This window comes from Alicyclobacillus kakegawensis NBRC 103104 (genome assembly GCF_001552655.1).
GTDB lineage: Bacteria > Bacillota > Bacilli > Alicyclobacillales > Alicyclobacillaceae > Alicyclobacillus_G > Alicyclobacillus_G kakegawensis.
On the sequence record NZ_BCRP01000010.1, the window covers coordinates 81,689 to 101,054 of the forward strand.

The 19,366-nt window shown below is 60.2% G+C and carries 23 protein-coding genes; 3 read left to right on the forward strand and 20 right to left on the reverse strand.

Translation table 11 applies throughout. The annotated features are described in order from the left end of the window. Nucleotides 1-52: 52 nt before the first annotated feature. The 14 genes from AK2_RS09635 to AK2_RS09700 all read right to left on the reverse strand — a co-directional run bounded on the left by AK2_RS09635 (nt 53) and on the right by AK2_RS09700 (nt 12,581). The gene (locus AK2_RS09635; protein ID WP_245632850.1) at nt 53-1,324 is read right to left on the reverse strand and encodes a D-alanyl-D-alanine carboxypeptidase family protein; all 1,272 of its coding nucleotides are present in this window, start codon (nt 1,322-1,324) and stop codon (nt 53-55) included. A 170-nt stretch (nt 1,325-1,494) separates the two neighbouring features. Beyond that, complete coding sequence (locus tag AK2_RS09640; RefSeq protein WP_067933712.1) at nt 1,495-1,689, reverse strand: DUF1540 domain-containing protein; 195 nt, start codon at nt 1,687-1,689, stop codon at nt 1,495-1,497. A gap of 120 nt (nt 1,690-1,809) precedes the next feature. Beyond that, on the reverse strand, nt 1,810-2,697 hold the full coding sequence (gene xerD, locus AK2_RS09645) for a site-specific tyrosine recombinase XerD (protein ID WP_067933714.1): 888 nt from the start codon (nt 2,695-2,697) through the stop codon (nt 1,810-1,812). A gap of 118 nt (nt 2,698-2,815) precedes the next feature. Beyond that, nucleotides 2,816-3,049, reverse strand: coding sequence for a hypothetical protein (locus AK2_RS09650; protein WP_067933716.1), 234 nt, complete (start codon nt 3,047-3,049; stop codon nt 2,816-2,818). Nucleotides 3,050-3,069: 20 nt separating this feature from the next. Beyond that, a complete protein-coding gene (locus tag AK2_RS09655) occupies nt 3,070-3,399 on the reverse strand; it encodes an RNHCP domain-containing protein (protein WP_067933718.1) in 330 nt (109 codons plus the stop codon). Between the two features lie 27 nt (nt 3,400-3,426). After that, nucleotides 3,427-4,086, reverse strand: coding sequence for a stage II sporulation protein M (gene spoIIM, locus AK2_RS09660; RefSeq protein ID WP_067933720.1), 660 nt, complete (start codon nt 4,084-4,086; stop codon nt 3,427-3,429). An 86-nt stretch (nt 4,087-4,172) separates the two neighbouring features. Then, on the reverse strand, nt 4,173-5,369 hold the full coding sequence (locus AK2_RS09665) for an endonuclease Q family protein (protein WP_245632851.1): 1,197 nt from the start codon (nt 5,367-5,369) through the stop codon (nt 4,173-4,175). After that, nucleotides 5,333-5,902 (reverse strand): NUDIX domain-containing protein, encoded by a 570-nt coding sequence (locus AK2_RS09670; protein ID WP_245632852.1) that lies wholly within the window; start codon nt 5,900-5,902, stop codon nt 5,333-5,335. Before AK2_RS09670 ends, AK2_RS09665 begins: the two co-directional genes overlap by 37 nt. Continuing rightward, nucleotides 5,847-7,304 carry an amino acid permease gene (locus AK2_RS09675; RefSeq protein WP_067933722.1) on the reverse strand — a complete coding sequence of 486 codons (1,458 nt, stop codon included), beginning with the start codon at nt 7,302-7,304 and terminating at the stop codon, nt 5,847-5,849. Before AK2_RS09675 ends, AK2_RS09670 begins: the two co-directional genes overlap by 56 nt. A gap of 106 nt (nt 7,305-7,410) precedes the next feature. Then, entirely contained in the window at nt 7,411-8,613 is a 1,203-nt protein-coding gene (locus AK2_RS09680; RefSeq protein WP_083521052.1) for a M20/M25/M40 family metallo-hydrolase, read from the reverse strand. A 185-nt stretch (nt 8,614-8,798) separates the two neighbouring features. After that, nucleotides 8,799-9,464, reverse strand: a complete 666-nt coding sequence (lipB, locus tag AK2_RS09685; protein WP_245632853.1) for a lipoyl(octanoyl) transferase LipB — start codon at nt 9,462-9,464, stop codon at nt 8,799-8,801. Further along, nucleotides 9,461-10,453 carry a lipoyl synthase gene (gene lipA, locus AK2_RS09690; protein WP_083521053.1) on the reverse strand — a complete coding sequence of 331 codons (993 nt, stop codon included), beginning with the start codon at nt 10,451-10,453 and terminating at the stop codon, nt 9,461-9,463. Before lipA ends, lipB begins: the two co-directional genes overlap by 4 nt. Nucleotides 10,454-10,992: 539 nt before the next feature. Continuing rightward, the gene (locus tag AK2_RS09695) at nt 10,993-11,259 is read right to left on the reverse strand and encodes a biotin/lipoyl-containing protein (protein ID WP_067933724.1); all 267 of its coding nucleotides are present in this window, start codon (nt 11,257-11,259) and stop codon (nt 10,993-10,995) included. 203 nt (nt 11,260-11,462) lie between these two features. After that, entirely contained in the window at nt 11,463-12,581 is a 1,119-nt protein-coding gene (locus AK2_RS09700; RefSeq protein ID WP_067933726.1) for a Leu/Phe/Val dehydrogenase, read from the reverse strand. Between the two features lie 348 nt (nt 12,582-12,929). Here AK2_RS09700 and AK2_RS09705 point away from each other — a divergent pair, with 348 nt between their 5' ends. Next, nucleotides 12,930-13,199, forward strand: a complete 270-nt coding sequence (locus AK2_RS09705; protein WP_169794768.1) for a DUF2627 family protein — start codon at nt 12,930-12,932, stop codon at nt 13,197-13,199. A gap of 71 nt (nt 13,200-13,270) precedes the next feature. Here the strand turns inward: AK2_RS09705 and moaC are convergent, their stop codons facing one another. Continuing rightward, a complete protein-coding gene (gene moaC / locus AK2_RS09710; protein WP_067933730.1) occupies nt 13,271-13,768 on the reverse strand; it encodes a cyclic pyranopterin monophosphate synthase MoaC in 498 nt (165 codons plus the stop codon). A gap of 73 nt (nt 13,769-13,841) precedes the next feature. Here moaC and moaD point away from each other — a divergent pair, with 73 nt between their 5' ends. Next, nucleotides 13,842-14,534 carry a molybdopterin converting factor subunit 1 gene (moaD, locus tag AK2_RS09715; protein ID WP_067933732.1) on the forward strand — a complete coding sequence of 231 codons (693 nt, stop codon included), beginning with the start codon at nt 13,842-13,844 and terminating at the stop codon, nt 14,532-14,534. Between the two features lie 52 nt (nt 14,535-14,586). Here the strand turns inward: moaD and AK2_RS09720 are convergent, their stop codons facing one another. Beyond that, nucleotides 14,587-15,585 (reverse strand): MBL fold metallo-hydrolase, encoded by a 999-nt coding sequence (locus tag AK2_RS09720; RefSeq protein WP_067933734.1) that lies wholly within the window; start codon nt 15,583-15,585, stop codon nt 14,587-14,589. A gap of 190 nt (nt 15,586-15,775) precedes the next feature. Here AK2_RS09720 and AK2_RS09725 point away from each other — a divergent pair, with 190 nt between their 5' ends. Beyond that, nucleotides 15,776-17,104, forward strand: coding sequence for a glycosyl hydrolase family 18 protein (locus AK2_RS09725; RefSeq protein ID WP_067933736.1), 1,329 nt, complete (start codon nt 15,776-15,778; stop codon nt 17,102-17,104). A 104-nt stretch (nt 17,105-17,208) separates the two neighbouring features. Here the strand turns inward: AK2_RS09725 and AK2_RS16475 are convergent, their stop codons facing one another. Genes AK2_RS16475 through AK2_RS09740 form a run of 4 tightly spaced genes read right to left on the reverse strand, consistent with a single transcriptional unit; the run spans nt 17,209 to nt 19,358 of the window. After that, complete coding sequence (locus AK2_RS16475; protein WP_083521055.1) at nt 17,209-17,355, reverse strand: CcmD family protein; 147 nt, start codon at nt 17,353-17,355, stop codon at nt 17,209-17,211. Next, nucleotides 17,355-18,062, reverse strand: a complete 708-nt coding sequence (locus AK2_RS09730) for a cytochrome c biogenesis protein (protein ID WP_067933738.1) — start codon at nt 18,060-18,062, stop codon at nt 17,355-17,357. Before AK2_RS09730 ends, AK2_RS16475 begins: the two co-directional genes overlap by 1 nt. Before the next feature lies 1 nt (nt 18,063). Further along, nucleotides 18,064-18,735 (reverse strand): heme exporter protein CcmB, encoded by a 672-nt coding sequence (locus AK2_RS09735; RefSeq protein WP_067933741.1) that lies wholly within the window; start codon nt 18,733-18,735, stop codon nt 18,064-18,066. Next, a complete protein-coding gene (locus tag AK2_RS09740; RefSeq protein WP_067933744.1) occupies nt 18,732-19,358 on the reverse strand; it encodes an ABC transporter ATP-binding protein in 627 nt (208 codons plus the stop codon). The genes AK2_RS09735 and AK2_RS09740 overlap by 4 nt, the downstream gene beginning before the upstream one ends. Nucleotides 19,359-19,366: the final 8 nt, after the last annotated feature.

The window sequence follows — 19,366 nt, forward strand, 5'->3', positions numbered from 1 at the left end:
ACGACCGGTTGACGTGCACAGAGGCGGACCAACCGGTCGCAACGGTTCCATCTCAATGGCCGAAGGTGACAATCTTTCTCACCGTTTGCCCGACACTTTGGAAAAATCCAGCCTTCTTGACCGGTGCAGCGGCAATCAAAGGAACTTCCGCCGCGATTCGCTGGTGTTCCAGGTCGTAGATTTGTAGTGTCCCCACTCGTTGTCCTTGCTGGATTGGTGCCTTGACCCGCTGCAGGTTCATCCGGGTCTCGTATCGAACAGAACTTCCTTTCTCGCGCAAGATGCCGACGGTATCGGCCACCTTCACCGGTACGAACGGCGGATTGCCGTGGATGACCTCCACCTTCCCCACCGTCCGGCCGGCCGGGTACAACACCTTCGATTCAAATTGGCCAAAGGCCCAATTCAACATCTGAGTGACCTCTTGATTCCGGACGGTGACCTTGGGTTCACCCATGACAATGGCGATGACCCGAAAATCCCCGCGGCGCGCTGTGGCGGATAGGCAGTATTTGGCCTCGGTGGTATAGCCTGTTTTCAAGCCGTCAACCCCGTCGTAAAATCGCACCAACTTATTGGTATTGACCAGCCAGAGCGGGTGCGTTGTATCCTTGCGCAGGTAATCACTGTAGACCGAGGTCCAACGTGTGATTTGGCTGTGTTTCAGCAATTCACGCGACATGAGGGCGATGTCGTGGGCGCTGCTGTAATGGTTGGCGGCGGGCAAGCCGTTGCTGTTGGCGAAGTGAGTATCCAACATGCCCAGCTCGCGGGCGCGCTGGTTCATCCGACGGACAAAAGCCTGTTCCGTGCCGTTCAAGTGCTCAGCCATGGCCACACAGGCGTCGTTGGCGCTGGCCATGGCGATGCTTTTGATCAGGTCATCGACGGTCATGACCTCACCCGGCTCCAGAAAGACCTGGGAGCCCCCCATGCTGGCGGCATATTCACTGGCCTTCACCGGATCGGATAGCTTGATCTTCCCTCGGTCGATGTCCTCCATGATGAGCAACAGAGTCATGATTTTGGTGATGCTCGCCATCGGAAGCCGCTCATGCGCGTCCTTTTCAAACAACACCTTGCCGGTGGCGAAATCCATCAGGACCGCGGAACGTGCGTGTGCCGCCAATTCCCCTGTGCCCGCGTCCGCGGTCTCTTTAAGCGGCAGCGGAGGGTTTTCATGAATGCCGACGTGAATGCCCGCAGGATGTATCGATGAACTTAGGCTCTCGGCCCGTGCCTGGCCGGACACCGACGTCATCAACATGGAACAGCAGACCAATGAAATCCATGCAGGAGCGAAGCGACCTGTACCCTTCCCCATTCTGGATGGCCCCCCATACATACGGTTCTGGGCGTAGTTTGCGACAATACACATGGTTTATGATGGGGGCCGACATGAAGAAAAAGGATGCCTTAGTGCCAGGCATCCTTCCATCAGGAGACGATTTCCGTGCCTTGTATGGCTGAAAACTCCAGTTGAAAAGTCCGGTCTTATGGATGGGCAGCGAGATCGGCGTCCGCGTGCCCGTCGTCAAAGTCCCGGTACCGGAACGTCCGGCACATGGTTCCTTTGCTGGTCCCTACAATATCGTTGCCGTTGGACCGCACCTCAATGGCGTCCGCCAGGCATCGATCATCCGCGTTGAAGACACACTCCTCCACAAAGCAGGTCACACCCTTGGGCATATCCTCACCTCCTCTGGATAGGGTGACAGGATGACGGTCACTCCATCCCAGGAAGGAAGCAGGCAGATTGAGCCATTGTCCCTGTTGGCCCCCTGATTTGTCAGGCGTGCGACTCAACTTTCAGGCACGCGGATGAGAACTTGCGTATAGCTCACGCAGGCGCCCCCGCGTAACGTGCGTATAAATCTGCGTTGTGGAGATATCGGCATGCCCCAGCATCTCCTGAACAGCCCGCAGGTCGGCTCCCCGTTCCAGAAGGTGGGTGGCAAAGGAATGGCGCAAAGTGTGCGGCGTGATATCCTTTACAATGCCCGCCAGTTTCGCGTATTTTTTCAACAACTTCCAAAAGCCCTGTCTCGACATGCGTTCCCCCAGATGGTTCAGGAACAGGGCGGAATCGTCCGTCAGGCGCAAAAACTCCGGGCGTGACTGCTGCAAATAGGCGGACAGCACCTGAACAGCGATATCGCCAACAGGTATCACCCGTTCCTTGTCTCCTTTGCCTGTACATCGAAGAAAGCCGGCTGCCAGGTTCAAGTCCTCCACATTGAGAGAAACCAGCTCACTGACACGAATCCCGGTCGCATACAGCAGCTCTAGCATCGCCCGGTCGCGCAGCCCTGCCACCGTCTGCAAATTGGGTGCGGCCAACAGGCGCTCCACCTCATCCACGCTTAGCACCTTGGGCAACCGCTTTTCAATTTTCGGCGTGTCCACGTGGGCGGTCGGATCCACCGTGAGGACATCGGTGGCGACGAGATAGTGAAAAAACGAGCGAATACTGGCCAGGTTACGAGATATGGTAGAATTAGCCCGCCCCTGTTGGCGCAGGCTGGCGAGATAGGACAGGATGTGTTGCTGCGTGACCCCCTCCACCGGTACGTGACACTGGTTTTCCACATACGCCAGAAAAGTGGATAAATCGCGCCGATACGACTCCAACGTGTTCTTGGCCAGGCCGCGTTCAACCACGAGATAATCTGAGAAATCCGCAATCCACTGCGTCATGGCAAAGCTCCTTCGATGTCACCTACATCGTGCGGTTTGCGTCCGCTCTATGAGTAGTTCCACGCTTGGGGAGAAAATCCTGCCCCACGGTGCATGACCCGGCCTCAAGGTCGGACGCTTACGCTCCCGTCTCACAATAGAGGACGATCCTCTGCAAAATATGGAGGATCGATCCGTCCGCTTGCGCACTGGGTTCACCCACCACGGAGACGTAGGGGCGCGAAGGGACGTGGTAACCGTCGGACGACAGCCAACGCAGGACAATCCCCTGCACGACAAATATGCTGGCCGCTATCAGCCAAATGGACAGGCACAGACGCAGAGCGTGCAAAAAATCGCGCCAATTCGACACATCGGGCCCTCCCGTTGCACTCACGCCCCGCCATGAGCCATGAGCGCCAAAATCGCCTCCAGCGAATCTGGCTGGTTCCCGTCGTCCAACAACGCTCGATTGGGCCGCTGCACGCCGCAACGCAAACAACGATGGATGAGTTGATACCCTTTCTTGCTGTGGTAGGTCACCGCCACCGGCTGCATCAGCCCGCCGCAGTCAGCAGCGCGATCGCCGGGGAACTTGTCCAAGTGGACCGAGTACAAGCAGTAGGGACAGTGGTTGCGGCACGTACGGCTGGCCGGGGGCACCAAACGTCCGCAGTGGACGCAGGTGAACGACTCGTTATGGACAGTAAAACGTCTGGACACGGAACATCATGCCCCCTCGTGTTGCCATCACCCCGAAACCAGCATACGCGCCAAGAGGTGCGGCGTCAGGTAGGCTTGCACGAACGCTCCCGGCATCAATCCCAGGAAGCAGACACCAAACCGCAGGGTGTAGCGCGCGAGCGCCATGGTAAGCCGCGGCAGCGGATAAATGTGGCGCAGGAGTGCGGCGCTGAAGCGGATGGCCATGACTCCTGCGCACAACAGCACGGCCAGCGACAGCACCTGGTGCAAAAACATGCCGACGCCCGCCAACACCCAACCCTTCCAACCAAACTGGATAACGGTGAAGCCAATCGCAAAGCCCAGACTGAAAGCCCGCAAGAACAGGACCATCACGACAAACGGTACCCCGATGATGGAGACCCCGAACAAGGCGAGCAGAGCCAGCAGCTGCGCGTCGCCAATCATTCTCTGCCACCACAGGTCGCGCGCGCTTGCCAATTGATGCTGTTGAATGGCCGTCAGCACACGCTGGATGGCGTCGTTGAGCACCACCGCGTCGTTGCCGCCGAGTTCCCCTGCCACGACGGCTCCAAACACCAGCCCGCACAGGCAGACACCGCACAGAAAGGCCCACACATTCCAACTTGCAGCGTCCCCGCGCTGCACAAAGGTCATGCGTTTGCGCCATTTTGGCCACGCGAGCACCACGTTCGCGGTCCTCACAATTATCCCTCCGTCTGGTACAAGCTTACGGAGAGTATATGTGTCGCCACTGGCCGGTATGCCGCCCATCCGGTATAGACCTCCATTCACGGCAACACAAGTTTGCCGTATATGCCTCCCCGGCCCGGCAAGACGCGGGTCTGCCCGCGACGCGCCGCGTCGATTCGCCTGGCCATCTCTCCCCCCACCACTTCCTCCAATTGCTCCAAGGAAGCCTGGTGTAAGATGGCCATCTCTGTGCCAAACGCAGCGAACAGCCGCTCCCGCGAGGCAGGACCGAGACCGGGGATGAACTCCAAGGGGACCTGGTGAACGTATGGCGGACGGTGCTTTGGATGCACGGGTTCGACCCTGTCCCTGACCTGCAGCAACCGGTCGTACACGCCCAACACCACTTTGTCCGATCCGCACGCGCACCGCTCCGCGCCCGGTGCCCACGGGCGGCCGCAGCGTTTACAGGCGGATCGATGATACTTGCCGAGAGCCGGCAGGAGCCCATAGTTGGCCGCCACACGGTGCCGGCGTCGGCGGTGCAACGCATCGCGCACCGCCGCGAACGAGGGGGTAGCCAACTCCAGTCGATTGTACTCACGCGCGATCTTAGGCAACGAATGCGCATCCGAATTGGTCAAAAACGTGAACGCCGCCAGTTCATCCAGGCAATCGGCCATTTCCGTGTCGGCCGACAACCCCAATTCCACCGCGTCCACCCAGGCGGGGTTCACCATCTCGCGCATGCGCCGGACACAGTTCCCATACATCCCCTTGTGTGGCGTAAACGCGTGGTGGATGATGAACACGCCGTCGCGCTTTACCACCTGCTCCTGCAGTTCAAAGGCGCGGACCCGCGCCCGTTGCGAAGAGAGGTGGGGATTCTTCTGCACGGTCGCCAACCAGTCGGCAAAATCGCGAGCCGTCTCCAAATCCGCAAACCAGCAGCCGAAGTGGGCCGCGCCCCCGTCAGGCCCGGCGACCTCCACCTCGGCCCCCAATATGACGGTAAGCCGATCCCGATAACGCAGGCCGCCCCCGGGCTGGTAGGCCAAGTCGCCAGCCTGCAGCAGCTGCTTGACTTCCAACTGAACGGGCGGGCAGACGCCGTCGATCACGGTGACCAGGTCGATGCCTTTCCTGTCAGCTGCATGCTGCAGCAAATTGGCCAGGGTCAGGCTGTGGGCAGCCGCCATCTTGACTGGACGACCGCGGGCCCGCCCGATGTGCACGTGAAAGTCGGCGTAAAACGTCCTCATGCCCACACGCCGGCCTTGAGCAACAGCCACCATTCAAAGGCAATCCAAGTCTTGGCATCTCGCACTTGCCCGGCAGTCAACGCTTCCCGCACTTCGTCTAGGTCCAGGCAGACCGTCTCCACAAACTCGTCGTCATCCGGGTGCGCAGAACCGAGTGTGACGGACGAGGCGTAAAACAAGTGCAGGCACTCATCCGCAAAGCCTGGGCTCGTATAAAAGGACCCGACGTGACGCACGTGGGCCGCTTCACCGCCCGTCTCCTCCGCCAATTCCCGATGGGCGCAGGCGAGCGGGTCTTCACCCGGTTCGAGCTTGCCGGCGGGGATTTCAAGCAGCACCTCGCCCGGGGCGGAGCGAAACTGACGCACGCCCAGCACACGCCCGTCCGCCAGTTCGGCCAGGACGGCCACCGCCCCCGGATGCCGAATCACCTCCCGTCCGGCGCGCCGACCGTTCGGCAGTTCGACCGTCAGTTCTTCCAAGCGGATGATGCGCCCATGGTATATCGGCTTAACCTCGACCGTCCGCTCGACCAGGTGCTGATCCGTTTCCTGTGGATGGTTCAACACGTCCACCCTTCCCTCTGAGAAATACCGCATAGACTGCCGCCAAGATGGCCCAGATCACGACACAGGTATAAAAACCTAGGCGCTGATCCCGATTGGTCAACGCGTACCCAGCCAATACCACGATGAACAACATCATGACAACGGTCATCCACGGCTGTCCAAATGCCAAGCTCGAAACAAAGCGGTGGTCCGTCGCGGCCCGGCGGCGCCACGACAGAAAAGTCCAGAAAATGACAAACCAGGTCATGAAGGTAAAAAAGCTGGACGCGCTGATCAAAAAACTGTATACATTGGCCGGTAAACTGTACGAAAGCACCACGGCAGCGACGATGCACACGGTGGTGGCCAGCAGCGCCCCGGTTTGCCGTCCTCCCCGGCCCCACCGCACAAAGTCTGGTGCGACTCGTTGTTGAGCCAACCCGATGAGAATCTCGTTAGCTGCAAAGACGGCTCCCGACATGACGCTGAACGACGCAACCAAAATGACCGCGTTGAAAATTTGGCCGAGGACGGGGACGCCCATGCGATGGAGGGCGGCGACAAACGGGCTGGTGTTGGTGCTCACCCCTTGCCAGGGCACGACGCACAACAGCAAAGCGATAGAGAGGGTATACAGGACAGCCAGCAAAATCACGGTCCACCAAGCGCCCTTGTCCATCGCGCGTGGACTGTTCAGATTGGTCATGGCGCCGGTGAACACACCGATGCCCGCGTAGGCGAAGACAACGATGAGCATCGACTGAGCCAACCCTGTGACTCCGTTGGGAAAGACGCCGCCCGCCCACAAGCCGGCTGTCCCTGTCACGTGGACAACCTGTCCCGTCCGTCCGAGCAACCAGAACACAGTGTATACGATAAATCCGACCAGAGCCGCCGTTTTCACCGCGCTCATCACCGATTCTACACGACCAAAGTTTTTCACGCCAAACGCGTTGATCGCGACGACCACCCCAATAAAGGCGCTGGTCAACATCCACCCGGCGACATGGGGAAGCCAAACCCGGGCAAACACGGACATGGCCACCGCTTCACTGGCAATCGTCAAGACGCTGGTCACATAATACGTCCAACCCTGGAGATAGCCGGCGAAGCGGCCGAGATACATGTCCGCAAACGCGGCGAATGATCCTTGGACCGGGTGATGGGCAGCCATCGACACGACCGCCCCAATCGCCTGTGCCGTCACGAGAGCGCCCAGCAGAAACGCCAACAGGACGGACGGCCCAGCCGAGCGTATCGGTTGGCCGGAGCCCAGAAAAAAACCGGCCCCCATGATGCCGCCGACGCCAATCAAGACCAGCTCCCATACCCCCAGTTGGGCCGAGTGGTCCCGGTCCGCGCGACGGCCTGGGGCCCCGGCAGCCGCCTTGGCCACAGCTCGTCGGTCGGTTGTCTGCATGAACATTCCCCCAAACACGAACAGACTTCCAGGATGCGGAATGCGTGGCATCCCGGTGTCAGTTTGTGTCTCGGGAGATTCGGCTATACCGCACGGACGGGACTTGTCAGGCCAAAACAAGGAACTCGTAGACCAATCGGGCTGTCCGGACCAAGTCGGCGAGGGCTATCCGTTCCTTTGAGGTGTGAATGTCGCGATACCCGACACCCGCGTTCAGCGTCGGCACGCCCATCGCCGTGAAGCGATGGGCCTCGCTGCCCTCACCGTGGACCACCCAGCGTGGGGTCAGACCGGCGCGCCGCGCGGCTGTCTCGGCCATCCGCAGCAACGGATGGTCAGGCGCAAACGCAAACCCCATGCATGTGACCGCAAACGAGAAATCCACAGATGCCCCGTGCGCCTTCGCCACCTGCGCAAAGGTGCGTTCCATTTTCCGCAGAACCTGGAGCAGGCGCTGGTGATGGAGACCTCTCGCTTCCCCGACCAACCGTACCCGGTCGCGCATCCGCTCGGTCGGCCCTTCTCCGATGAAAGCGCCAATGTGCACGGTGGTGTCCGCGTCTACGCGGCCGTGCGGAATGCGGGCTACCGCTCGGGTCGCCACCTGAATGGCGCTGGTGCCGTTTTCCGAAGCACCTCCGACAGGCGCGGCCCGCCCCAGGACGTCAGCCTGCCAACGCACCTGCGAGGGTGCCGAGACCACGAAGGTTCCAGGTTCTCCTTCTGCATCGAGGCAGAGACCAAACTGGGCGGAGAGGCGGGCGGGATCGAATCGGGCAGAACCTTGGAGCCCCAGTTCCTCCGCAATCGTCAACACGACCTGAATGGGTCCGTGGGGAATCTCGTTTCCGACCAGTTCTTGCAGTGCTGCCAGAATCGCCGTGATGCCCGCCTTATCGTCCGCGCCCAGGATGGCACTGCCGTCGGCACGGATGATTCCATCTTTTCCTAATTGAGGACGGATGCCGGTCCCCGGGGCCACGGTATCCATGTGAGCAATCAGGAGCAGGGGGACCCGCGACGCATCGCCATCCAGGGTGGCAATCAGGTTGCCCGTGTCCGCGGCGAGGAAGTCCCCAGCGCCGTCAAACTCGACACGGAACCCCAAACGTTTAAGCTCCTTGGCGCAAAACGCGGCCACTTTTCCCTCGTGGCGCGACGGACTCGCCAACTGGACCAGTTGCAAGAAGAGGGCCAACACACCTGCTTCATTCATGTCATCACGCCTTGAAACCTGCTGCTGCGAGAACGCGGACAATCGCTGGAGGCCCAGCCATCCGTCCCCCAGCCGCGTCGGCGGTTCCCCCATTCACACGCTATCACCAGGCGTCACCGGCCGCGGCCAGCGATGCCCCCGAGCACCCATATGACCCCCATCGCCACCACGAAAATCGCTACAATGAGGCCGCTTGTCATGGCCAACGAACTCATCCGAATCCCCTCCTCATTGGCCAGCGGCCGCCGCAAGCACCGCTGCCGTCTGTGGACCGTGGGTTAGAAATCCATTTCAAACACATCCGCGAATGAGGTGCGCAACCGGTCTTCCCACTCAGCAAACGGCACCTCGCTCCCCAATTCGGCGGCCACCGAGGTCACCCCGCGGTCGCTGATGCCACAGGGAACGATGGCGTTAAAGTGGGCGAGATTCGTCGTGACATTGAGCGCGAGTCCGTGCGCCGTGACGAATTCTCCGTTCAGGCGACGTTTGACACTGGCGCCCACGGCGCAAATTTTGCGGTCTTGCACCCATACCCCCGGGTACCCCTCGCTGCGGGTGCCCTGAATATCCAACTCCGCGAGCGCTCGAATGACGGTTTCCTCTAGCATGCGGACGTACCTTCCCACGTCGTTGCCCCAGGGAGCAAGGTGCAGCACGGGATACAAAACCCACTGCCCGGGCCCATGATAGGTCACGTCGCCCCCCCGGTCCACCTCGCGGATGGTAAAACCCATCTGTTCCAGAGCGGCGGGCGGTGTCAGGATGTGTTCAAAGGTGCCCGCCTTGCCAATCGTGATCGTCGGCGGGTGTTCCACCGCATACACGGTTTGCGCTTCGTCGTGCCCGTGCAACACCGCATCGCGCCGCGCCATCTGTTCGGCAAGCGCAGCATCGTAATCCATGCGACCGAGAGAACGCCAGATGCCACGCACACGACTCATGGCCGCACCGTCGCCCCCTCGCTATTACCGGCCCTCGCCGCTTGCTGCGCTGGCCGGAGCGACTGCAAAGGCATGCCGTCGGCCCGCAGGACCTGTTCATGCGCGTGATACGAGCTGCGAACCAACGGGCCCGCCTCCACATGGGCAAAACCACGCTTCAGGCCCTCCCCGCGCAGCCGCAGAAACTCTGTTGGCGTATAAAACCTCTCGACCAACAGGTGCTTTTTGGTCGGCTGCAGGTATTGGCCAATGGTCAGGATGTCGCAATCCACCGCCCGCAGGTCGTCCATGGTCTCGAGGATCTCCTCCATGGTTTCACCCAAGCCAACCATGATACTCGACTTGGTGCGGATATCAGGCCGCATCTCTTTGCTGCGTCGCAACAACTCCAACGTGCGGTCGTACTTGGCTTTCGACCGAACCTTGTCCGACAAGCGCCGCACTGTCTCCACGTTGTGATTGAGGATATCTGGTGAAGCATCGAGCACCGTCTTCAGGGCGTCCCAATTACCCATGAAATCGGGAATCAGAACCTCAACCCCGCATTCCGGCACGCGTTCCCGGATAGCGCGAATCGTCGCGGCGAATATGGAAGCCCCACCATCGTCCAGGTCGTCGCGTGCTACGCTGGTGACGACGACATGCTGCAAGCCCATGGCGACCACGGCGTCGGCCACGCGCTTGGGCTCCGCCAGGTCGAGGTGGCTCGGTCGTCCGCTGGTGACGGCGCAAAACCGGCAGGCCCGGGTACACACGTCACCCAGGATCATGAACGTGGCCGTACGCTGCTCCCAGCACTCGTAGATATTCGGGCACCGGGCCTCTTCACAGACCGTGTGCAGTGCACGCCCACGCATGATGTCTTTCAGCTGTTTATAATTGGGCCCCGTACGGATTTGGATCTTCAGCCATTCCGGGCGAGACTTGGCCTGTTCACGCATGATGTGTTCCTTCTGTTGCTGCTTTTCCACCCACTTCGGGTTGGTCATGAGGAAACGCACCCCCTCACGCCTTGGCGGCGTCCAGTCTGACTCCAGTGTAGTCGAAAGCGGGCGGAAAACAAAGGCGGCTCCCCACCAAAGACACAGCTCCAGGACGACAGCCAGCCTCAGCGGCTCCCGCCGGCAGCGACCTGAGGTAGGTTGCTCGTTATACTTCCCCAGCCGGACCTTGATGCCTGAGATGGATTGATGACGGGTTGGGAAAGGATTTTGAAATCGCTTTCAAATAACGGAAACTCGACGCCCTCCACGCCCTCATCGCGGCTAAATGCAGCTTTCACCCGTCCACACGGTGCAACCGAGCCCGTGACGTCGGCGAAAAACGCCCGCGCTGCCCGCTCGCGACAGCCGTAGAAGAACCGCAGATCCTCTCTGTGAACCTGGCTCCTGTGCGGGACGTCCAGAGAATACCGGCCGGCCATAGTGCCGGCCGCTGGCCCAGCAGCATGGGCAGGATGGACAGAAGCCGCGGCCCGGACGGATGAATCTGGACATCGGGCTTTGCCCACGCCTTGCCGATGCGTGTCTCACTCGTCGACGGGCGGGCCGTCCGTCGCGGTCCCCGTGTCAATACGGCAAATGACCGTGCCCACCTCTACCGTGTCGCCTTCCTCGACAAGGATTTCGGTGATCACGCCATCCCATTCGGACGGAATCTCCGCATTGACTTTGTCCGTCATCACCTCGAGCAAGGGTTCATGTTGACTTACGTGATCGCCGACCTGCTTTAACCATTTGCCGATGGTGCCTGCACTCACGCTCTCTCCCAGTTGGGGCATCCGTACGTCGGTCATCGATATCCCCCTTTGCGTTAGCTAACCTTTCGGTGTAGAGGCCGAAACGCGCGACTCCCCAGTCCCAGTATCCATCAGCGAGGACGCGCTGTCAAAAGCGTCAATTCGCGCATAGCAGCCGCGATGTTCTCGGCATCCAATGAAATTATGGATGCGCGCGTTCCCAAGACGGAGTGAAGGACATCGGGCACCCTTGGGTCACGCTATCGATAATGTGAAACCATTCCCTCCATGACCAGCGCCCGGCGGCCGTGCGACGGAATGTAGGTGCTCATCACCCGGCGCATCTGCTCTATCCGCGCTTCCGCCATCCTGTCGGCTGCCTGATAGGTCGGGATGCGCTCACGTTCAGCCGTCTCGTACAGCTGCAGCATGATGTCATAGATGCGTTCAACCTTGGCCTGCGCGCGAGCCGGGTTGTACCCCTCCAACTCATCGGCGACATTGATCACACCGCCTGCGTTGATGACATAATCGGGTGCGTACAAAATTCCCATCTCGTGCAGCCGATCCCCGTGCCGGGCCTCTGCGAGCTGATTGTTGGCCGATCCGGCAATCGCCTTGCAGCGCAGTCTGGGTATGGTGTCGTCGTTGAATACGCCCCCAAGGGCGCAGGGCGCGAAGATGTCACACTCTACGGAGAGGATCTCGCTGGGGTCCACGACCTCAGCGTGCAGCAGGTTCGCCGCTCGGCGCACCGCCTCTTCATGGATGTCGGCGACTACCAATCGGCCACCCGCCTGGTGTACATGTTCAGCCAGCGCGTAGCCGACGCTCCCCAATCCTTGGATGGCCACTGTTCGCCCCGCGAGGTCGGCAGACCCAAGCGCCACCTGCGCCGTCGCCTGCATCCCGCGAAACACTCCCAAGGCGGTCATCGGACTTGGACTTCCAGACGATCCGTACGCCTGCGACACCCCGGTAACGTAGGGCGTTTCCTTGTGAATCAAGTCCATGTCATCCACCGTCGTGCCCACGTCTTCTGCCGTGATGTAGCGCCCGTTCAGGCTTTGGATGTAGCGGCCTAAGGCCCGGAACATGGCCTCGCTCTTGTCGGTCCCCGGGTTGCCGATGACGACCGTTTTCCCGCCCCCGAGGTTCAGTCCCGCGGCCGCGTTCTTGTAGGTCATCCCCCGCGCCAGCCGCAGAGCGTCCAGGATGGCCTCTTCTTCCGAATCGTAATTCCACATCCGGCACCCTCCCAAAGCGGGGCCAAGCGTCGTGTCGTGGATGGCAATCACCGCCTTGAGCCCGGACGCTCGGTCGTGGCAAAACACCACCTGCTCATAGTCGTATTGCTCCAGATAGGAGAATAATTCCATCCCAAGCCCCCCTAGACGGATTGTCCATAGGATAGTGTGGTTTCGGATGCCGGATACATACCGAGCGGGCGTTCTTCGCCCACACGGCGCCCCATCCCATCATGCCCAATCGCTATTCAGGCATCATAATGAAAACGCTTTCATTATAGATCGAAAACACAACTCTGCGAACTGTCGTCAGGGATTTCCGTCTCCCATCTTTATATATAGCAACCGCGCAGAGAAATGCCAAGGACTTTTGGATATGATAGAATGAAGCCAGAACCCGGAAGAGAATTCGGGAACCACAGACTCATGTTGCGCAGCGCTTGCATCCCATGCCTACATGTGGAAGGGAAGGACCTGGCCTTGCGTTCCTTGGCTGCCTGGATGATCTTGCTGGTCGTCTTCTTGCTCGCCGGCGAAGGATTCAATCTGTTTCGAGTCCATGCCGAACTGTGGCTGGCGTTCGGCCAACCGAGGGACGCATGGTGGGCTGTCTTCGGCGTGCTGCTGGGTCTGGGCGCGACCGCCTGGTTGGGCGGGTTTATTTACTACCGGGACAAAAAACGCGGCAAGCTGGGCAAACGAGCCCGGCGTTCCCGCCCAACGCATGCGCCCCCTCGTGACGTGCTCTGACGCTGTCTGCGCCCTGGCCCGGGTCACCAGGCGACATCCGCCGCTCCACAGTCAACCCAGGTCCATGCAGCTCAGTCCACGCGTACAAAGTCTCCACTCTGGCCGCCCGATTTTCGCAACAGACGAATGCACTCAATCGTCATTTCTCGATCCACAGCCTTGCACATGTCGTATACGGTTAGGGCCGCCACACTGCATGCGGTCAAAGCTTCCATCTCCACCCCGGTCGCATAGGTTGTGCTCACGCTCGCCGTCAATTGCAGGAGGGCAGTGTCATGGCTGTCCGCAGGTAACCACTGGCTGACCACCTCCACTTTGCTCAACGGCAGGGGATGGCACAATGGAATCAGGTCAGAGGTCCGCTTCGCCCCCATCGTACCGGCCAACTCAGCGACTACTGTCACATCCCCTTTGGCAATGGATTGACTCTCCACCAACTGGCGGGTCCTTGCTGCCATGCGCACGCGCGCCTCCGCCACCGCCTCGCGCCGGGTGGCCGGTTTGCCACTCACGTCGACCATGCGTGGTCGCCCGCGGTCATCAAAATGGGTGAACCCCTTCTCCAGCATGTATGATTCCTCCTGTTGCAGACAGTCGACGCTCACGTTTCGATATGGTATCGTCACATTGAGGTGATGGGACGTGAAGATCCGTGTCCGACTGTTCGCAGGGATTGCAGAGACGATACAACTGCGTGAACTCACCCTCAATGTACCTGTAGGCACATCCATCCTGCAACTGCGCCATCATCTGATGGAACAATACCCGCAAGCCAGCCAAGAGATTGCACAAGCCATGATGGCGATTAACCGGTCCTACGCTGACGATGGCGCCACGCTGCATGAGGGCGACGAAATAGGAATTATACCTCCGGTCAGCGGTGGAGACGCTCTGCCCTCATGTGTCATCAGTGCCCATCCACTGGATGTCGCACAGGCGTTTCATCAACTGGAAAGCGTCCACCATGGCGGCACGGTCTTGTTTGTGGGGACGGTACGCGAGTGGACGCGTGGTCGGCAAACCAGCCATTTGGAGTATGAAGCCTACACCGACATGGCCCTGGCCCAGATGAAAAAGATTGAAGACGATGTGAAAGCCATGTATCCAGATGTCTGGACCCTGCAGTGGCACCGGATTGGGCGTCTGCTCCCGAGTGAAATCGCTGTCATCTGCGCCGCCTCTGCACCACACCGCGCCGATGCGTTCGCGGCCTCACGCATGCTGATTGACCGCCTTAAGAAAGAAGTACCCATCTGGAAAAAGGAGTTTTACGCGAACGGCGAAACCACCTGGAAAAGCAATCCAGAGGCCGCTCGTGAGCCCGAGGAAGGCTGAAGACAAGGGGGCCAGGCGTCGATCAAGCGCTGCCCGCCAGAAAAAACCCGGATTATGCGCACATCCATTGGTAGACTCCTTCCTCATCAGGAGCCACGTACGCCAGACCCTCGTCTTGCAGCCAGTCCAGATACCCTAACGTCTCCGAGAGGATGAGGGAAACTTGGTCGGTGTGCCGCGGGAACAGGAGGCGCGCCAGCTCGTAAGCGTTGATAGGAGAATGCCGACACAAGCACTGCAAGACATTCTGCCTGCGCACCTCCAGCTCCTGGAGACGCCGATGAATGAGCGGCACCGAATCCACAATCACCGGGCCATGGCCTGGATACGTGGTTTTGATGGGCAGCTGTGCCAGCTCCCGCAAACTGCGGCGGTAGTCGAGCAGACTGCGGCTGCGTTCGGCTGCAGTCCCCGAGTCCGCGCCTGGCAGCGGTTCAATAATAGGATTGGGAGAAATGTGCGGGAGCAGTTGGTCACCGGCCAGCAACTCCCCGCTGTCGCTGTTCCACAGGGCAATCGCCGCCTGCGCGTGTCCAGGCACTTCAAAGACCTGGAACTGGGGCAGTGGCGGTAACGGTTCTCCGGCACGTACAGGATGGGTAACTACCGACCGGTCGTTCCAACGATGGAACAATAAAAGCCCCTCCAGCGCTCTCGCCGCGGCTTCCTCGGGAACCCCCATGTCATGGTACAAACGGCGATAAAATTCTGCGCGGTACGCATCGTGCGCTCCCCCCGGCTCCAGCCAGTCCGAAACACGCGGATGGCTGTAAACCGGTACGCCCTGCGCCTGGAAACGCCGCGTGTTGCCGACATGATCCACGTGACCGTGAGTCAAGACAATGCCCGTCACGTCCGCGGGTGTCAGTCCGTACTGCGCCAATCCGCTCACCAGCGCGTCCCAGGCCGGGGCGTACCGAGGTCCACAGTCGACCAGTAGACACTGTCCCATTCCGCACAAGAGATAGGCATTAACCGGGCCCACCGGCAACGGCGTCGGCAGTTCCAGCGGATAAACTGTCACATGGTCGCAAAGAAGCTGTGCGTGCATATCCAGCCCTTCCTTTCGGCCCTTCGCGCGGCGTGCAATCGTCACGCCTTTGCGTTCATGATACGCAATCGTGCAATGACCCGCAATTCTTCTAAACTATGAGGGCGGTTCATAGAATGGTGTATAGGACAGGCCCACCCCCGCATCTTGCCCCAGTCCGCAGCGATGAACGACGGAAAGGAGAAGGCTCATGCCAAAAGCACGCACTCGCCAGGTTGCCCGGTTTATCCTCTCGTTGGTCTGGATCATGGTCTTGAGCTGTGGGTGCTTGGGCGGAGTCAGGTGGATATACGGAGCACAGGGCACAGCAAAGCTCGAGGCCTCCCGTTTGGCCACGGCGGCCGTCACCGAATGGGTCGGAACCGCCCAATACGAAAAGGCAGACCAAGTGCAACGCCGCAGTTTGATGGCCGCCCTGGGCCAGATCTTGAATCTTCCGTTCACGCAACCCTTGACGATGATCACGAGTCAACTGCCGGCAACCCAAGCCCCCTATGTACCCGCGTCATCGGATCAGGCCGGGTTGTTTCAGACCATCACCCAATGGGAGAGCAAGTCGCCGCAGGAGAAGCCGATTGCGATGGGCTGGATTCCCTACAACAACGTGCCAGCCACCATTGAAATGATTCGTGAGAGCCCGGGTATCACGGTAGTAAGTCCGAAGTGGCTCACCCTTAACAGCGACGGGTCGATCACCAGCCGCGTTCAACCCGAAGTGACGAAATACGCACACCAGCACGGGATTGCCGTGTGGGCCCTCGTGGATAACCAATTCCGATCCAGCTTGACCCATCAGGTTCTCTCCTCGCCGGCGGCCCGCCGGCGTGCCGTGCAGCAACTGGTCCATGTGGTGAAGATTCAAGACCTGGATGGACTGAACATCGATTTTGAGAATGTGTACAGCGCCGATGAGAACGCGTTGACCCAGTTTGTGGGGGAATTGCATAAAGCGTTGGCGCCCTTGCACAAGACCTTATCTATAGACATCACGACCGACATCGTATTCCTTCGCGACGACGCGGCCTACTTTCACGCCGGGCTGGCGGCGCAGGCAGACTACATCGCGCTCATGGCCTATGATGAACACTGGGGAGGAGACAAGACACCCGGTCCAGTGGCCGATGTTCCCTGGGTCACGCAGGCGGTCGAAGACCTTCTGAACACCGGAGTGCCGGCCGACAAGGTCATACTCGGCGTGCCTTTCTATGGACGCTTCTGGTATGTTCACAAAGCCGGATGGGTGTCCGACACAGCGGTGGCGCTTCCCAATGTTGATGAGATTCTGCGGATTCACCACGCGACCGCCCATTGGGACGACAAACTGGGTGTCGCCACCGTCCGCTACCCCAAACCGGACGGATACGAGGTTGGTTGGTACGACACCCCGCGGACCCTGGCCAAAAAACTCAATTTGGTCAGTGAATATGGGTTGGCAGGCGTGGCGGTCTGGTCGCTCAGCCTATCCGACAAACAGACCTGGACCGCACTCACGGACAACCTGCGGCAGGCCCTGTCTTGATTGCACAAGAGTGGCGGTAGCGGTCCTGCCGCCGGAACCGGCGGAAAGGCGGGAGTTATCCCCCCTGCATCTCGGCGGCTACATCGCGGCTCCCAACCCAGGTGCTACGACCGCCCCTCGAGCATGCGCCGCAACTGCTCCAACTGCTTGCGGACCTGAGCTTGCCGGCGGATGAGCGACAACACGTAAACCAGCGTGCCCACCCAGACCACACCGACGGCTGCCCACAGGTAAATCAACGAATCCCTCATCAGCGTCCCCCTCCCTGTACATGCGCTGCCTGCCCGCGGGCGCGACGGATCTGTTCCCGCATGCGAATGGCCTCCATGCGGGTAATTTCCAGCTGAAAACGCAGCCAGAACAGCAGACAAAACAACAGAAGGAACGCCACAAAGCCCAACAGCAAGGGCCACGTCATGGAATCCGGCATGTGAAAGCCACTGTCGTCAATGACGGTGGGATGAATCGAACGCCACCAGGTGACCGATTCGTGAATGATGGGGACGTCGAGGAACGCCACAATGGCGTAGACTGCCGCCACCCTGCCACGCCGCTCCACCCCATCAATCGTCTGGCGCAGCAACAGATACGCAACGTACAGGAACCACAGGATGAGCGTGGTGGTCAGCCTGGGGTCCCAGGTCCACCAGGTATTCCAGACCGGGCGTCCCCAGAGCGACCCCGTCAGCAGGGTGAACGTGGTAAACAGTAGACCTATCTCAGCCGCGCTGGCAGCGGCGAGGTCCCACGTCAGCCGGCGTCGTATCAGATACCCCACGGATGCGGCGAAGCTTACGAAAAACGCCAGCAGAGCGGTCCAAGCACTGTTGACGTGGACATAGAGAATGCGCACGAGGTCTCCCATGTGGACCTCGGGCGGCGAAAGAACCAACGCGCACCACAGGAACACCAACATCCAGGCCCCCACCAGAGCGACGAACAGGATGTTCGGTTTCATATCACACCTCCAGCAGCGTCTCGTAGACCAACCAGGGCAACGCACCAAACAGTATGAGATAGCCCAGCACGACATCCAGCCAAACCGAGGGCCAAGGGTTTCCAGCCAGCATGGCGGCGCTGAGCCTTGTCAGTGCCAAAAACAAGGGAACGGCCAGAGGAAACAGGGCCAGGGGCAAGAGCACCTCGCGCAGGACACTGGACGCGAACACAGTGACCAACAGTCCGCTGATCCCGGACATGCAGGCTCCTCCCATGGCCTGTACAGCTATAAAGCCCAACGGACGACCGGGCGGCGATGGATGGAGGAAGAGGAAAAAGGCACCTATGGTTACCGCCTGAGCCCACCACAAAAACAGCGTGGCTGTGGTCCAGCGCGCGTAAAAAATCACGCTGCGGTCAACAGGTAACATCTGCAACGCGTCCCGGGCGCCAAGCTCCCCGTCTCGGGTATGGGTTTGCCGCGCCGTCACGGCGTTCATGAAGAAGACCATCATCCACAGGAGGCCGGCCGACCAGTCCGCGCTGAGGCGGTCCGGCGCTCCCAAGGCCAGGCCGAGCAGGAGCACCAACAGGACCCCCAGGACCGGAGCCGACACCACAACGCGAGCGCGCCGCAATTCCTGGCGCACATCGCTTGCCACCAGCCATGCATACACCCGGACCGCGGTCATTGAAGCACCTCGAGTTGGCCGTTGTGCAAGGTCAGCCCCACATCGGCCTGTGCCCAGGTCTCTTCCTCATGCGTTACCAAAAATACCGTTTTCCCGGCGGCACACGCTGTATCCAGTACATCCCCGACCCATTCCCGCGCCTCTTCGTCCAAGCCGTCGAACGGTTCATCCAACAAAATCAGTTCAGGGTCATGCAGGAAGGCGCGCGCCATGGCCGCCCTCTGCCGCTGCCCCTTGGATAGCTGCCGCACCGGCAGTTGGGCGCACTCCGTCAGTCCCGCCGCGTCCGTCCACCACCTGGCGCAGCGGCCAGCCTGCGACAACCCGTACAAACGGCTGAACCAAACGAGGTTCTCCAATACTGTCAGGTCCCCGTAGAGCATCGGAGACTCCAACACCACCCCCATCCGCCTGCGATCCTGTACCCTCATCGGGCGTCCGGACCACAGGAGGCGTCCGCGGGTGGGTCTTGTCAGACCGGCCATGATGCGCAACAGGGTGGTCTTTCCGCTCCCATTGGGCGCACGTAACGCATAACGTTGTCCGGCCTCCAGGCGGAGCGTGATGTCTTCCAATACGACCCGGAAATTAAACTCTTTCGTGACATCGCACAACGCCAACATATCCGTTA

Bases quoted from the DNA above. Each gene is read 5' to 3' on its own strand.
- lipB (WP_245632853.1), bottom strand. From the start codon at position 9,464: ATGAGTCGTGTGCGTGGCATCTGGCGTTCTCTCGGTCGCATGGATTAC.
- AK2_RS09640 (WP_067933712.1), bottom strand. From the start codon at position 1,689: ATGCCCAAGGGTGTGACCTGCTTTGTGGAGGAGTGTGTCTTCAACGCG.
- AK2_RS09675 (WP_067933722.1), bottom strand. From the start codon at position 7,304: ATGCAGACAACCGACCGACGAGCTGTGGCCAAGGCGGCTGCCGGGGCC.
- xerD (WP_067933714.1), bottom strand. From the start codon at position 2,697: ATGACGCAGTGGATTGCGGATTTCTCAGATTATCTCGTGGTTGAACGC.
- AK2_RS09665 (WP_245632851.1), bottom strand. From the start codon at position 5,369: ATGGTGGCTGTTGCTCAAGGCCGGCGTGTGGGCATGAGGACGTTTTAC.
- AK2_RS09635 (WP_245632850.1), bottom strand. From the start codon at position 1,324: ATGGGGAAGGGTACAGGTCGCTTCGCTCCTGCATGGATTTCATTGGTC.
- moaC (WP_067933730.1), bottom strand. From the start codon at position 13,768: ATGCTGGAGAAGGGGTTCACCCATTTTGATGACCGCGGGCGACCACGC.
- lipA (WP_083521053.1), bottom strand. From the start codon at position 10,453: ATGACCAACCCGAAGTGGGTGGAAAAGCAGCAACAGAAGGAACACATC.
- AK2_RS09740 (WP_067933744.1), bottom strand. From the start codon at position 19,358: ATGTTGGCGTTGTGCGATGTCACGAAAGAGTTTAATTTCCGGGTCGTA.
- AK2_RS09735 (WP_067933741.1), bottom strand. From the start codon at position 18,735: ATGACCGCGGTCCGGGTGTATGCATGGCTGGTGGCAAGCGATGTGCGC.
- AK2_RS09730 (WP_067933738.1), bottom strand. From the start codon at position 18,062: ATGAAACCGAACATCCTGTTCGTCGCTCTGGTGGGGGCCTGGATGTTG.
- AK2_RS09720 (WP_067933734.1), bottom strand. From the start codon at position 15,585: ATGCACGCACAGCTTCTTTGCGACCATGTGACAGTTTATCCGCTGGAA.
- AK2_RS09725 (WP_067933736.1), top strand. From the start codon at position 15,776: ATGCCAAAAGCACGCACTCGCCAGGTTGCCCGGTTTATCCTCTCGTTG.
- AK2_RS09695 (WP_067933724.1), bottom strand. From the start codon at position 11,259: ATGACCGACGTACGGATGCCCCAACTGGGAGAGAGCGTGAGTGCAGGC.
- AK2_RS16475 (WP_083521055.1), bottom strand. From the start codon at position 17,355: ATGAGGGATTCGTTGATTTACCTGTGGGCAGCCGTCGGTGTGGTCTGG.
- AK2_RS09700 (WP_067933726.1), bottom strand. From the start codon at position 12,581: ATGGAATTATTCTCCTATCTGGAGCAATACGACTATGAGCAGGTGGTG.
- AK2_RS09680 (WP_083521052.1), bottom strand. From the start codon at position 8,613: ATGGGGGAACCGCCGACGCGGCTGGGGGACGGATGGCTGGGCCTCCAG.